This window comes from Microcystis ichthyoblabe FBCC-A1114 (genome assembly GCF_050500245.1).
GTDB lineage: Bacteria > Cyanobacteriota > Cyanobacteriia > Cyanobacteriales > Microcystaceae > Microcystis > Microcystis ichthyoblabe_A.
Map to the genome: position 1 here is coordinate 42,335 of NZ_CP191408.1, position 15,170 is coordinate 57,504.

Genomic DNA, 15,170 nt, shown 5'->3' on the forward strand with positions numbered 1-15,170 from the left:
TGTGGAGAGTTCCTATTTAGCATAGCTATCTTAGACCAAAAAATTCCTCAGTACTTAGCAATAATCATCCGCTGCTCCCAGCTATTACAAGAGGGAGCAATACCTAATTAAACATTCTCAACTTCAACAACAACTGGTTCATTTTCAACAACTGGTTCATTTTCAACAACTGGTTCATTTTCAATAACTGGTTCCTTTTCAATAACAACTGTTTGAGGACTTTCAGGAGTTGGCTCAGTTACCGTTTCTTGCTGCTTTACTGTCTGTTCTTGATGGTCAGTCAAGTGTTTTTTGGTTTTTAATTTCAGGTCATCAGTCAGAGGTAAAGCATCAATTTCAGCCAAAAGTGTTTCCAGGGATTCTTTTTTACTTCGCTCAGTGTAAAAAGCATTCAGAACCGCTTCAATTCCGTACTGAGCGATCGCATCTCCTAGGACAGTAACCAACCCCATCGCTCCAATACCCATAAAAACTACAAAGGGTTGTCCGAGGGTTAGAATTAGCACGATGACAGCAATAACAGCCGAAGCTAAATAAGCACCTGCCACTTTTTTGATAATGTTATCGAGTTCCATAAAAATCACCTCAAATTTCTAGCGAAGGATTAGTTTAATTCTAAAGCAAGGTTAATCTATCTGTTGATCGCCGTCAAGTAAAGCTTGAAGAAAAGGTTCAAGACTTTTGGGACGATAATCGGAAAAAGCCTTTAATCGTTTTACCACACTGTGATGAACAGTGACAACTTTTGTATTGAAATATCGCCATTGCTCACCTCCCAAGGCCGACAATCCCTTAAGGGTATTATCGAACTTGATGGTGGGGTCTAGTTTAATTGGGAATTCCTCAAATTCAGAGGTGGTTGAGTCAAACTCTAATCCCAATTTTTTGGCTTGATTAATCATCCATTGTAAGGGGTAGTCGGAAAGTCCTTGATATTCTTTTTTGCCACCACCTAGACAGGTATGTTCACCGACAAATAAAACTTCTTTGACAACTTGTTCAGGATTTTCGGGGTTGGCTTTGATCGGAGTGGAAGGGAAGTTTTTCCGTTTTTCATCAATGGCAACAGCATGAAAAGCATTTTGGATAATCGGACTTAATTTTGTGTTACTAAATTCATATTTTTTATGATAAAACTTAGCTAGGGGAAACCAAGGAGTTAAATCAGGAATACCAAAATGACCAACTGTATCCCAACAACCTAACATCTTGATTGGAATACGATCTTGAAAATCTTCCTTTTCTGTCTCAATTTTTTTAGCATTAGCGGCACGAAATTGTTGAGCTTTGGCACTATCGAAACTAACGTTGTGGTCTCGATAGAGTTGATAAGCTAGGGGAATTTCTTTAATCTTAGATCGTTTTAGGATTCCACATTTATCGATAAAACTAGCCAAACAACGAACGATATATGCTCCGCGACTAAAACCTAACAAATAAATTTCATCCTCGCTTTTGGGATTGTAGTTAAGGACAAGAAAACGATAGGCATCTTGAATCATCCGATCGAGTCCCCAGCCAAAAGTTTCATTCCCTAAACTTTTAATAAATTCGTTATCTTCGGCGCTGCCAGAACCTGACAAAAAGACGATTTGAGGGGTTTGATCCTCGGCAATATACTTAATAGATTCGGCGAATTTAACCACGTTGGTGGGGTAAGCACTGCCAGAGTTTTCCCAAGAACCATCACAACAAATAATTAACCGTTTTTTCTGGTTTGAATAAGTCAGTATATCCGGTTGAGAAATTGCCGTTTTAGTAATCTCCTCAATTTCATTACTGGCAAGAGCAGCTTCTGCGGCAATTATAATTGATTCTGAATTATCTTCCCGGGAAGGTTCTTGATTTTCTGCTGGAGCATCCTGTTCAACCACTTCTTCTTCTTCAAGGGAGTTAAAAATTTCGTTGACCATTGTTATCCTTTTCGCACTCCTTCTAGCTTTACTGCTAGTCTGAGTTTTTGACTTAGGGATCGAGGTCGGTTTAGAGGGAAGACTATCTAGTTGCCAGGTTGTCCCATAAAGAATACCATGATTGCTATAACTTGTTTGATCCTCTGCATTGCCATTGAGTGATAAATAAGTGACTAGGCCAAGGTCATCAACTAAGGGAGATTGATACATCGTTTTTTGGATTTCTTCTTGGCTACGCGCTTGATTCCAAACAGAAAATTCGGCGAGACAACCTTGCCAATAATGGGAGAGATTAACAGAGGCTCCCAAGATGATTTTTTCAATCCCCGTTAAGGCACGGTTATGACCGTTGCCACGATGCCAAATGATCCCATTACGATAGATCAACATTCGGCCTGTGGTCGCATTTTTGACAAAGGCCCAATGAGTCCAATCACTATAATCCTTAAGCTTGACTTTTTTTTCAATTCGATCGAAACCTTCTTCATTTCCCGCATCCCAAAAAATTGCAGGTTTCACAGGATCGCCCCAGGGCAAAGTAATATGTAGGACGCGGTTATTCTCGCGATTAACAGCTTCTAAAAGAGTGGTTTCTGTGGATAAATTATTTTCTCCTTTTGCCCAAAATGTAATGGTAATACTCTGATCGATGTCAAGAAATCCCCGGGATAGCTCCATCTGATCATCAATGCCATTAAATTTTAGTACAGAGCGTTGTTCAGCCATTGGTTTTGTAATCACCTAGGGGAGAAAGAGGTAATCAGGGGTTCAGGGACTCTGACTAATAAGAGACTGTCATATCTGTCGCGGTCTTTGTGAACGTTACCACCTAGTTTACCACATTTTAGTTATCTAGCGATATAAGTGAGAAGTTTTCACAAAATTTAGCTTCAATAGCCTCTCATCCCATATTCTCGGTCAATTGTTGTTGGTAGAAACTGGCAGTTAAATTGCTGGCATCGTTAGACAGCCGGCGGGTTTGTCCAGGTTCTGGGGTCGATTCGAGGTCCGGCTATTGGCCTGATTATATCAATCTTTTCCAGCCAGAGAGCTTAAGGTGAGATTTTAAGCCACTTTAAGATTTGAGGATTTTTGTCATAACGATAGGTAAAACCATCGTTGGCTACGATCAAATTTCCGCGACTAGCTTTACTACGAACACTAGAGATCGATAAGTCGGTTAATAGTTTTATCTCTTGATGAGAAAGTCCCTCAAGAGACTGATGTGTTTCTGGGGATTCTGACTCATGATTAATGGTAATATCGGGTTTTACAGAATTGCCATTAGGGGTCTTAGTAAACATTTCTTGCGCTTTCTTAAGGCGATAATTTTCAACAGTCAAGAGTTCCCAACTAGAGTCGGCCGAGAGTTCTAGAACCCATTGATGGTAATTAAAGAGACTTTCTCGATGACCGACACTAATAAAAGTTGTTTTACGAGCTTTTAATTGCTCATATAGAATCCTTTCGTTGACTAAATCTAGGGCGCTGGTTGCTTCATCTAAAATGATAAAACTGGGGGGATTAACTAAGAGCCGAGCAAAGGCTAGACGTTGTTGTTCTCCTAGGGAGAGAATGTTTTCCCAGGGTTTTTCAGAGTCAAATTCATCCACCCGACTTAGGGCGTTTTGTAAATTGACTTGTTGTAATACTACTTGAATTTCGCTATTAGTTATCTGACGATCAGTCTGAGGATAGAGCAGTTGTTCGCGTAAGGTTCCTAAGATAATGTAGGGACGTTGGGGTAAAAAGAGAATTTCTTCAAGGGGTGGCCGTATTAAACGTCCGGTACCGGAATTCCATAAACCCGCGATCGCTCGTAGGAGGGAACTTTTGCCGCGGCCACTAGGGCCAACAATCAGTAATCCTTCACCGGGTTGAACAGAAAGAGATAGATCTTCGACAATTACCTGCTCATAGTCGGGAGTTTGTAAAGTAACTTTCTCAAAGGCAAAATGATTTTCTTCTATAGTTTTGATCGTGCTGATATTCTCCGGTTGTTGAGTGACGGTTTCTAGGGCAGTCGCAAATTCATTTAAACGTTCAACATAACTAGAAAATCGTCCCGAAATGCCAAATTCAGTGATCAGGTCGCCCAAAGAAGTAGCGAATATATAACAGGCTGTGGAAGCTTGTTCCACCTGTCCATAATCGATCTCACCTCTAATATACAAAGGTCCCAGAATTAAGAAGGGAAATACTTGAATAGCAGCTTGATAGCCCCTAGCAAACAGTTCGTTCCCTCTTTCCCAATCAATTTTATCGAGAGTATCTTCTAATACCTTTTTAAATCTTCGCTGAATGATATTTAATTCTTCTTTCTCTCCCCGAAAAAAAGCGATAGATTCAGCATGATTGCGAACGTGAGTTAACGCATAATTATAATCAGCTTTTGAAGCTAATTGCTTTTCATTGATCTTGATTAATTCTTGATTTAAATAAAGGGCGATAAAATTACCGATGACTGTATAAATAAGTAGCGGAATAGCAATCCGCTCAGAAATCGTCCAAATCACCACTAAAAAGACAAGCATCTTCAGGCTTTTTTCTAGGAAAGATGAGAAAAAGCTAAGAGCATTACTGGTGATCGGTTCAATTTCTTGAGCAATGCGTTGATCGGGATTATCAATATCAGATTTGAAATTAATTTTATAATAGGCACGCTTATGGAAATATTTAGTTAAAACCTGACCATTTAGCCATTCATACCAATCCAAAGCAATTTTTTTGGAAATATTTTTACTGTAACCGACTAGCAGTGTCACCAAGATCAGTCCAATCACATAGGCGATCAATTCCTGATTAAATCTGGCATAGTCTCCCTGTTGTACAATTGCGTCAATCAAGCGACGAATAGCAAAACTATTAAAAAGCGTTACGACTACTAGACCGAGGATTAGAAAAATTAGCAAAAATAGCATTCCCCAGCCACGAATTACCTCGGGAAAGCTTCTTGCTCCTGGTTCGGTGGGATACCAGTAAGGTTGAGTGATCGCCTTGACATCTTTCAAAAATTGGTTAAAAGAAGCAAGTGCATTTTTATTTTCAGCAACTTGGGTTGACATATTTCCAAAAAAAAGGGGTTGACGCTATTGGTAGTCGGGCAGCAGTTGAGCCTTTGCTAGTTTAACATTTTTGTCTCATATTTTTTCCAAGCAAGTAAATAAGTAGAGATCAGGGATAAATCGAGAGGATGACAAACGATGGAGCTATGGGCTAATCCCTCGATAGTTTGACAAGCATCGAAGCAAGGCTTTGTCTGACTAATCATTTTAGCTGATTTTAAAATAATTGGGAACCAAGAACTAACGGCTTTTTCTCCTCCCTGCTCAAAAAGGTAATTTTCAACCATTACTAACCAATTTTTATCGGATACCGCTTCAGTGGCATAACCACAGGCATTAATTAATTCAAAAAATCTCTGCCATGGAATTAATTCAGGATTAACTAAATGAAAGGTTTTTCCTAAAAGTTGCTTTTGCCTTGAGAGATAAACAATAGCTTTACTGGCATAGTCAATGGGAATAATATTGATATCCACATCAAAAGTGGGAAATTTTTCTAATTTAATACATATTTGAATAAACCGAAAAAAGAAATTATTCGATTTTCTATAAATTCCAGTTTTGCTGTCACCCATAATTCTTGTGGGTCGATAAATAGAGACGGGCAAACCTCTTTTTTGAGCTAGGTGTATTAATTTTTCAGCAACCCATTTGCTTTGTTTATAGCCCGTATTTAAACTGGGAGAAAATCGAGGAAATTCTGTCTCTCTAATGGGTGTATCTTGTCTATGAGCCTGACTAAAAAAAATGGCCAGTGTCGAGATAAAATGAACTGGTTTAGTTTTTCTTAGTCCGGCTAACTTAAGAATTTCTTGAGTTCCCAAAACATTAACCGCTTTCATTTGATAGTAAGGGGGGATCAGGTCATTTTGTGATCCGTTATGATAAATAACATCAATCTCGTTGGCTAATTGACAAAACTCTTTCTCAGAAAGACCTAACAATGGTTGAGCCAAATCGCCAAGCATTGGGATAATACGAGCATCAAAATGTTGCTGCCAAAGTTGGTAAGATTGGAGGTTTTCTTTTAGTCGCTGTTTACCAGTTTCTACAGTATGACAACGAATTAAACAATAGATATTAGCGGTGGTTTGATCGAGCAGTTCCCTGAGCAAATAAGCCCCTAAAAATCCAGTGGCACCAGTTAAAAAAATTGATTTTGGCTCGTCAAAATTGTCCTTGAGAGGACTGTCAAAACTGATATCAGGATTAAGAATAGCTTCTGTTTTTAAATCTGGAATACATTCTTGATTGCTCATGCTTTGCTAGGACATATCTAATTTAATTTAGGGAGTGGACTTGCTTCAATCAAACTCTGCACAGGCATAGTGTCAATAATTCTATCTATTTGAAATCCAGCACTTGTTAATAGGACTTTTAATTCATTTTCTGAGCGAATTTTTCCTGAATGAAGCATCCATAACTGTAGATCAGCTAAATTGTCTCTCCAATAAATTTTGCGGATAATTCTTTCTGAAATTAATAATCGAGATGTGGAAGGCATATACTGGCGACAGTTTTTGAGAATATCAACCACTTGTCGATCATTCCAACTGAGCAAAACTTGCTTGAGTAAATAAACATCCGCTACGACGGGAACCGATTCAAAAAAATCTCCACTTATCAACTCACAGCGTTCGCTTACCCCTTCCTGTTTCAATAAATTTTTGGCTTTTTCAAGGGAGTATGGCTGTTCAAAAAGTATCCCTTTTATTTGAGGGTAACGTTTTAAGATAGCAGCAATCAGTTTTCCCTGACCGCCACCAATATCTGCCAATACTTCTACGGAGGAAAAGTCATAAGCTTCTAATATTTTAGCTATTTGAAAGGTGGTTATATCATTCATTGATTGATCATAAACTTTATTGAGGCTAGGATTCTCTCGATGGTACTCCTCAATATCAAGACCATACATGGCTTTAAAAGCTCCTTCTCCAGTGGTTAAACTTTGGGTAAAATTGCCCCAACAAGCATAACTTTCTTCTATCTCGGTAATTAGCCAGTTGCGTAAAGTTCCCACTTGATCATCCCTTAGATAAGCCGCTAAGGGAGTATTTTGAAAATAATCCGGTTGATTTTCTTGCAAAATTTCTAAACTGACCAAAGTTCGTAAAAGACGATAGAGAGAATCAGCATGAGTGTTAGTTTCCGTCGCTAATTCTTGATAGTGTTTTGAGCCATCTCCTAACAGATTAAGAATTCCTAATTTTACAGCAGCATAAATACATTGACTGATCTGAAACCCCCTAATCATCAGTAAAACGGTGTCTCTGGGAGATATTTGATTTGGGTTTTCCCCAGGAAGATTAAACATAATTTAATGACCTTTTTGATTGAGCTTACGGATTCCCTAAAAAGGGTATTTTTTGCTAAGAATAAATCCTTGGCTAAATTATTAACGATTTTACCTTACTTGTCAACAATTCTAGGCTTGACTGTATTATTCCCTCAGTTTGACCAGAAACAGCAAAAACGAGAGCCTTTTGCTCAATTCTTTGGTCAGGGTGACTTACTGAATTAGCCGCGCCTTTGGAAATAGTAACCGCCGCCAGAGTCCGATAGGATTTAGCTGTTTGTAGCAGACTGTTTTGAGCGATCATCTTTAACACACCTCAACCAATTTTAAAGACTGTTTTACCTGCTTGAAAGTTAACTCTAACTTTTCCACCAATTCATCACATTGACTTTCTGTGATAATAAAGGGTGGCGAAATTAAGATATGGTCTCCATCAACTCCGACACCAGTACCAAACCTCCCTCTGAGGATTAATCCATTTTCTAAGCCTACTTGCATAATTTTTTCAGTAATACCCAGGGAACGAGAAAAAGGTTGATGATTGTCTCGATTTTTAACAAATTCAATTCCTATTAATAATCCTTCCCCCCGAACATCGCCTATGATTGGCTCCCGTTCAGCCAGTTTTTCTAATTGATGTTTGAGGTATTTACCCATCACTGCACATCGTTCTATTAAATTATGTTTAGCCATATAGTTCTGCACAGCTAAAGCCGCAGCGCAACTAATAGGATGACCGGCATAGGTAAACAATGACAGGGGTATATTTTTAGTTGCATTGTCAAATACTTCCCGAACCCGTTGATGAACAATAACTGCACCAATGGGAGCGTACCCGCTGCTTAAGGCTTTCGTGGCTGTAATTATATCGGGAATTGCCGCCCAATGGTCAACCCCAAAGTTTTTACCCGTTCGACCAAAACCTGTGATAACTTCCTCAGAAATCCAAAGAATATCATAGAAATCACAAATTTCTCGCACTTTTTCATAATAGCCAGGAGGCGGAACAATGGCACTCCCGGCACCGCCAATAATCGGTTCAGCCACGAAAGCTGCTATGGTATCTGCTCCTTCTTGTTCGATTATTCTTGCTAGTTCATTAGCACAAGTTAATTCACAACTGGGATAGGTAAGTTTATAGGGACATTGATAACAGTGAGGTGCTTGAATATGGGGAAAATTTAAGAGGTCAAAGGGTGATAAACTTTCTCGCACAAACCTACTACCAGTCATGGCGAGAGTGGCAATTGTATGTCCGTGATAGCTATGCCAACGAGAAATAATTTTGTATTTGCTGGCTTTGCCTCGTAGTTTATGGTAATAAAGAGCTATTTGAAAAGCCATTTCATTAGCTGTTGAACCACTGGTGACAAAACCGACTCTATCCATACCTTCGGGAGCCATTGTTGTCACCACATTAGCTAACTTTTCTTGGGGTTCACTGGTAAATTGAGCCTTATGAATAAAACACAGTTGACGAGCTTGTTCTGCCATGGCATCGGCCACTTCTGTGACACCATGACCGATGGAAATAACATGAGTCCCCCCGATGGCATCTAGATAGGTTTTTCCCTCTGAATCATAAACATAAATACCTTTTCCCGATTCTGCCATTAAACAGGTATTATGCCAACGAGTTGTATTGAAAACGTGGGATTGCTCGGGTTTCATTGATTGACGATTACCTCTAATAAATTTTCAAAATTTGACGCTATCCTAGCGATGGTATCCGCTTCAAACAAATCTTTTTTATACTTCCACCATAGCTTAATAACAGTTCCGGAAGGGGTATTTTTTTTCCAGAACAATACTCCTAAATCTACTCTTGCCATTGATAATTTAAGCGGTATGGGGGTGACATTCAAACCCGATAATTCTAAATGCTCTGTGGGAGCTTTTTGCAAAAAGTCTAAATACACTCTAAAAAAGCGTTTATTTCGCTCTATCGGCGGGTCAAAGGTTTTGGCGATTTGCTCAAAAGGGACATCTTGGTGAGTGATGACAGCAAGCATCTCCTGTTGAACCCGTTTTAATAGCTGGAAAAAGTGGTCATTTTCGCCAAAATCAAGTCTTAAAAGCAAGTGCTTACCAAAATCTCCCATTACAGATGCAAATTGCTGCTGATTGCTATCAATCGCTGGAACGCCGATAACGAGACTTTCCTTCGGAGCGTACTGATGGAGTAAAAGTCCAAAGGTAGTGGCGATGGTGGTAAAAAAAGTCACTTTTTGTTTCTGACTCAAAATTTCTAACTGAGTAGTCAGTTCAGGAGAAATCTCTGTTTCTAGGGTGACTGCCTGGAAGCTTTGCACCTCTGGTAGCGGTCTGTCAGTGGGAAGATTTAAAGGCTGGGGTTCTTGACTTAACCACTGTTGCCAATAGTCGCGCCTTATTTTTAGTCCTTCTTCTGTAAGAGATTGACGTTCGGCAATCACATAATCGCCATACTGTAGGGGTAATTCGGGCAAAGGAGAAGGGTTATCAGAGAGGAAAGTATCGTAGAGAAGGCTCAATTCTGGCATTAATATTTCCGAAGATTGTTCATTGGCCAGCATCATGTGTAAACCGATCAGCAAAATATGAGATGTTTCTGACAATTGTAGTAGATTAACGAACAACCAAGGATCTTTGTCCAGAAAAACTTGTTTTTTGATTTTTTCTGCGGTTATTCTTTCTATTTCTTGCTGTTGTTCTACTTCTGAGCGGTTTCGCAGATCAATAATTTCAAGAGCTATCTTTGTATTGGGATAGACAACCTGCCTTAAAGAACCATTGATTTTTTCTAATTTTGTTCTTAGAATTTCATGGCGACGAATAATCTCATTAAGACTTTTTTCCAAAATAGCTATATTAAGCTTTCCTTCCAGATGGAAGTAGTTAGGTAGATAATAAAAGCTACCTAAATGACGATAATCCCAAAATCGCTCTTGAGCAAAAGAGGGCGGATAATAACGAATTTCGTCGGCAGGTTGGAGATTTGTTGCTTCAATTCTGTTAAATGTTGATGATTTTTCTGACAGACAAGTTACTAATTCAGCAATGGTGGGTGACTGAAATAGGTCAAGCATCTGCAAGTTTTTATTCAACCTTTCTTGGATTCTATTCAATAAAATAATGACCTTGAGAGAATTGCCGCCTAACTCAAAGAAGTTATCATTAATACCGATTGCCTCTAGTTGCAGAACTTCAGACCACAAGTTCGCTAATATTTCTTCTTCTCGATTACGAGGAGCTACAAAATTAGCTTTATTACTGGTTAATATATAACTCGGTTTTGCCAGTTTTGACAAGGCTAGACGGTCTATTTTATCATTAGGCGTAAGGGGCAATTTGTCTAAAATACTGATGGCATTTGGCCTCATATATTCTGGCAATTTGCTTTTAAGAAATTGACCGAGTTCTAATATTAATTGCTGCTTAAATTTAATCTCGATTGGATTATTGGCATAGGTAAATATATCTTCAATAGGAGAACTAATGGGAAAAATTGCTGGTTGGAATGGTGCGGATTTATGGCTAAAAACTAGATCATAATATCCTCTGGCATCGGTGTTAATCCAGCTAATCTCTAGGTGATAAGGTAAGTCCTCCACAAGAGCCATTATCCGATCAATTTCTACCCCATGCTTCGGCTGCTGACCTAGCCACTGGTTTAGTTGCTTAAGTGAGTCGCTTTGATCAGCTTCTTCTAACCATTGTTGAACCTTAACTTCCTTACTCAAACGAGCATTAGGAATACGAGAAATACCTAAATTTCTCGGTTTATCTTCAGTTAAAATGCGTTTAACTTCGGCTAAGTTCAGTTGTTCTTTTTGCCAGTCTAACCAATCAATCTCTGTCAACGGTTCAACGGAACTATTGATAGATAAAATCGCCTCGTAACGAAAGCGAGTTAATTCATTATCATAAACCCCAGTTTTGGGTTTTATTTGCACATGAGTAATTTCAGGAAATTGTTGTTGAAGTGCTAGGAAGAAAAAGGGATGTAATAACAACTCTTCTTCTGCTTGGTGTTTGCGGGTAATTCTTTCTCGCAATTGGCAGGCAAGAACATGATCATTAGCTCGATAAGCTTCTACCGAAGTACAATAGGTTGGCAAAAGGGCTAAATTACGAATATCTCCAACAAGAATATGACCTCCTTTTTTAACCCGTTTAATTAACCCTTCTAAAACTTGCAATAGGTAGGCGGTACTGGGGAAATATTGCAGCACAGAGTTGATGATAATAGTATCAAAACTTTCTGACTCCAACCCCGCTAAATCATCGGCGCTTCGTTCCCACAAAGTTACATGATCTAAACCGCCTATTGTCCGCTGAATTTTCCGAATATGATCTAAAGCAGGACAAGAAAAATCAAGACCTACATACTCGCAACAATCGGGGGCAACTCGAGTTAATAATAATCCCGTACCGCAGCCAACTTCTAAAACTTTTTCTGGGTGTAATTCTTGAATGCGCTCAACAGTTTTATCAACCCATTCGTGCATTTCTTCTTCGGGAATTGGCTGTCCGTCATAACTACTATCCCAACCAATAATATTAAAAGTAAGATCACTTTGAATAGGTGTTTTACCATCGGTTTGCTGATTAACAGTTTTCCAAAGAGCTAGGTATTCTTGTTGAGTTTTTTCCTGTTCTAAGGGATCCTCAGAAGTTAGATGAGGAACAACATAAGCGATTAACTGTTTATCCCCTAATTGATCTTGGCTGAGGATAACCGCCGCCGAATCAATCGCCGAGTGTTGAATCAATACATTCTCAATTTCTCCTAGTTCTACCCGAAAACCTCGAATCTTAATTTGATTGTCAATGCGTCCTAAGTATTCAATGTCACCATCAGCCAAATAGCGACCCAAATCTCCAGTTTTATAAAGCCGTTCGGAGGGATTGAAAGGGTTATTGATAAAGTTTTCTTGGGTTAATTCTAGCTGATTGAGATAACCTCTCGCTAAACTAATACCGCCAATATATAATTCCCCTTGAGTTCCTTGGGGGACAGGCTGTAAATTCTGATCAAGAATATAGATTTGTGTCTGATTGATGGGACGACCAATAGGGACAGAGGTGCAGTTTTCTGTTAATTTATAATTAGATAAATCACAATAGGTTGCTTCGACAGTGGTTTCTGTCGGTCCATAAGCGTTAATTAATTGGGGTACTCGGCGAAGTTTCCCAGTTTGTAACATTTCTTCTACATATTGCTGCCATAGTTTGAGTTTTTCGGGTAATAAACTTTCTCCGCCCACAAATAATGATCGCACCGATTCGGGGAAGGGTTCCTTAGTTCGTGCTAATTCGGTAATTAAAGCCTGCCAAAAAGCTGTGGGTAAATCTAAGATTGTCAGTTGCCATTCTCGACACTTTTGGATAAAGCTAGAAAATGAGCTTAACATCGCCTCAGTTCGCAAAAACACTGTGCCACCAACAGTTAAGCAAGGATAAATTTCCTCGACGGCAACATCAAAACTAATCGAGGCAAATTGTAAAATTCGATCGCTTTGACTGAGATTAGCAGTAGTCTTAACCACTTCAATAAAATTAACCACAGAGCGATGTTCAATCATCACGCCCTTGGGTTTTCCGGTGGAACCTGATGTATAGATAATATAAGCGAGGTTTTCGGGGTTAACTTCAATATCGAGATTTTCTGGCTTTTCTAGGGCAATTAGCCCCCAATCTTCATCCAATTTCAGAATTTTAACTCTCTGATTGTCCCCGAATTTACCGATTAAATAACTGTTGGTGATTATGAGAGATAATTGAGCATCTTGTATCATATAATCCAAGCGCTGCGGGGGATAGTCGGGGTCGAGGGGAACATAGGCACATCCGGCTTTTAGAATAGCCAAAAGGGCCATCACCATTTCCGGGGAACGTTCCACAGATAAACCGACGAGACTTTCCGGTTTTAGCCCACATTTTTGTAAATAATGGGCTAGTTGATTGGCTTTTTGATTTAAGCTTTCATAGCTAATTTGCCGGTTTTCCCCAATCAGTGCCATAGCTTCAGGGGTGCGTTGTACCTGCTGTTCAAATAATTGATGAATAGATTGAGTCATAGGAACTAAAGTGATTTGATTTAACTCAGGGGTCATAGTTGGTTTAATTTGCTTGATCCTATTTTCCAAAGCGACGCTCACGATTTTGAAACCAGTGGATAGCTTCTTCAATATCTGCCGGAATTAGATCCGGAAAGAAGGTATTTGTAAAGTAGAGTTCACTATAACAACTCTGTAGGGGCATAAATCCAGATAACCGACATTCTCCAGAGGTCCGAATAATCAGATCTGGCGGCGGACAAAATTGATCCATTAGCTGATGAGGTTCGATCTCTTCCGGTTTAACCCCCTTTTCTACTAGGCGGCGGACTGCGCGGATTATCTCATCTTCACCACCGTAGTCTAGGGCAAAATTGAAGATGTGACCGGTCATTCCTTTGGTGCTATGCTCTACCTCCTCAACCATAGACAAGAGATGTTCAGGAAGGCGATCTTTTCTACCTAAGTGTCGCAACTGTACTGAGTATTCAACCGATAAAGGCAATAAATTGCTGAGAAACTGACTAAAAACATCCATTAAGTTGTCAACTTCGCTATCGGAACGCTTCCAGTTTTCGGTGGAGAACAGCCACAATGTCGCAGCGTAAATTTCCTTATCCCAAAGCGTTTTTAATAGGGAAGGTGCCACCTCTATAAATGCTTTTCTGTGACCTTCTTGGGGAGATAAGCCCTGATTTTTTGCCCATCTTCTGTTACCGTCTGGAATGATGGCAATATGCTTGAGAGGTTTAGTAGAGATGTTGTTAGTCATAAAATTTTTCCTAATAAGGTTGAATTGAGTAGTTTGGCAAACAGAGCGGTATTTAAGTTTCTGGTTTAGAGTGGAGTAGCTTCAATTAAACTCTCTATAGACTGAGTGTCAATAATTTTAGTTATTTGAAAGCCAGCCGTTTCTAATAATACCCTAAATTCAGATTCCGATCGAATTTTTCCTGAACCTAGCATCCATAAATTGAGATCAGCTAAATTATCCTTCCAACGATTTTTGTGCAAAATTCGATCCACGATTAACAATCGAGAGGATGGGTCCATAGCCTGACGACAGTTTTTGAGAATTTCAAGGGCTTTTTGATCATCCCAATTGAGCAGAATTTTCTTCAATAAATAAATGTCTGCTTTAAGGAAAATGGGGTCAAAAAAGCTCCCAGAAATCAAACTACAACGGTCGATCACTCCCTCTTGTGTTAGTAGATATTTCCCCTGCTCAATACAATAGGGTTGTTCAAATAGCACCCCTTGAATCTGGGGATATTTTTGTAAAATAGCAGCCAGAAATTTTCCATATCCTCCACCAATGTCTGCGACAATTTCCCCGACAGAAAAATCATAAGCGGCCAAAATCAGGGGGTTTTGAATTGCAGTTATATCAACCATTGCTTGATCAAAAACTTCAGCTTGATCGGAATTTTGTTGATGAAACTCTTCAATATTGACACCATACATAGACTCAAAAGCACCTTGACCTGTGGTTAAACTTTGAGTAAGATTTCCCCAACTAGCATAACTTTCTTCTATTTCGGCCATCAGAAAATTGCGAACAGTTCCCTGTTGCTTATCTCTTAAATAAGTTGCTAAAGCAGTGTTTTGGAAATAGTTGGGTTGGGTTTCTTCTAAAATCCCCAGACTGGTTAACGTCCGCAAAAAACGATAAAGTAAATCAGCATGAGTATGGGTTTCAGTGGCTAACTCTTGATAAGATTTTGTTCCATCGGCCAACAGATCAACAATTCCTAATTTGGCGGCCGCATAAATACATTGGCTAATCTGAAAACCCCTTATCATCTGCAAGACAGTGTCTCTATCAGACATTTGCCCGGGATTTTCTCGCTGAAGA

10 protein-coding genes are annotated in these 15,170 nt (G+C 39.3%); 1 reads left to right on the forward strand and 9 read right to left on the reverse strand.

Annotated elements, in window-relative coordinates; translation table 11 throughout:
• Positions 1-107 precede the first annotated feature (107 nt).
• The 5 genes from ACQY1Y_RS00200 to ACQY1Y_RS00220 all read right to left on the reverse strand — a co-directional run bounded on the left by ACQY1Y_RS00200 (position 108) and on the right by ACQY1Y_RS00220 (position 7,292).
• Entirely contained in the window at positions 108-575 is a 468-nt protein-coding gene (locus ACQY1Y_RS00200) for a hypothetical protein (RefSeq protein WP_002738405.1), read from the reverse strand.
• Between the two features lie 51 nt (positions 576-626).
• Positions 627-2,639: a phospholipase effector Tle1 domain-containing protein gene (locus tag ACQY1Y_RS00205; RefSeq protein WP_287636896.1), complete on the reverse strand. Its 2,013-nt coding sequence runs from the start codon at positions 2,637-2,639 to the stop codon at positions 627-629.
• A gap of 326 nt (positions 2,640-2,965) precedes the next feature.
• On the reverse strand, positions 2,966-4,978 hold the full coding sequence (locus tag ACQY1Y_RS00210) for an ABC transporter ATP-binding protein/permease (RefSeq protein WP_430013721.1): 2,013 nt from the start codon (positions 4,976-4,978) through the stop codon (positions 2,966-2,968).
• A 56-nt stretch (positions 4,979-5,034) separates the two neighbouring features.
• Positions 5,035-6,237: a thioester reductase domain-containing protein gene (locus tag ACQY1Y_RS00215; protein ID WP_430013722.1), complete on the reverse strand. Its 1,203-nt coding sequence runs from the start codon at positions 6,235-6,237 to the stop codon at positions 5,035-5,037.
• A 17-nt stretch (positions 6,238-6,254) separates the two neighbouring features.
• A complete protein-coding gene (locus ACQY1Y_RS00220) occupies positions 6,255-7,292 on the reverse strand; it encodes a methyltransferase (RefSeq protein ID WP_272072100.1) in 1,038 nt (345 codons plus the stop codon).
• 6 nt (positions 7,293-7,298) lie between these two features.
• Here ACQY1Y_RS00220 and ACQY1Y_RS00225 point away from each other — a divergent pair, with 6 nt between their 5' ends.
• On the forward strand, positions 7,299-7,499 hold the full coding sequence (locus ACQY1Y_RS00225) for a hypothetical protein (protein ID WP_430013723.1): 201 nt from the start codon (positions 7,299-7,301) through the stop codon (positions 7,497-7,499).
• Positions 7,500-7,580: 81 nt separating this feature from the next.
• Here the strand turns inward: ACQY1Y_RS00225 and ACQY1Y_RS00230 are convergent, their stop codons facing one another.
• The 4 genes from ACQY1Y_RS00230 to ACQY1Y_RS00245 form a co-directional block, all read right to left on the reverse strand.
• Positions 7,581-8,945 (reverse strand): aspartate aminotransferase family protein, encoded by a 1,365-nt coding sequence (locus tag ACQY1Y_RS00230; protein ID WP_430013724.1) that lies wholly within the window; start codon positions 8,943-8,945, stop codon positions 7,581-7,583.
• Positions 8,942-13,336 carry an amino acid adenylation domain-containing protein gene (locus ACQY1Y_RS00235; protein ID WP_430013725.1) on the reverse strand — a complete coding sequence of 1,465 codons (4,395 nt, stop codon included), beginning with the start codon at positions 13,334-13,336 and terminating at the stop codon, positions 8,942-8,944. Before ACQY1Y_RS00235 ends, ACQY1Y_RS00230 begins: the two co-directional genes overlap by 4 nt.
• A gap of 58 nt (positions 13,337-13,394) precedes the next feature.
• Entirely contained in the window at positions 13,395-14,087 is a 693-nt protein-coding gene (gene uppS, locus ACQY1Y_RS00240) for a polyprenyl diphosphate synthase (RefSeq protein WP_430013726.1), read from the reverse strand.
• Between the two features lie 65 nt (positions 14,088-14,152).
• The gene (locus ACQY1Y_RS00245; protein WP_430013727.1) at positions 14,153-15,145 is read right to left on the reverse strand and encodes a methyltransferase; all 993 of its coding nucleotides are present in this window, start codon (positions 15,143-15,145) and stop codon (positions 14,153-14,155) included.
• Positions 15,146-15,170: the final 25 nt, after the last annotated feature.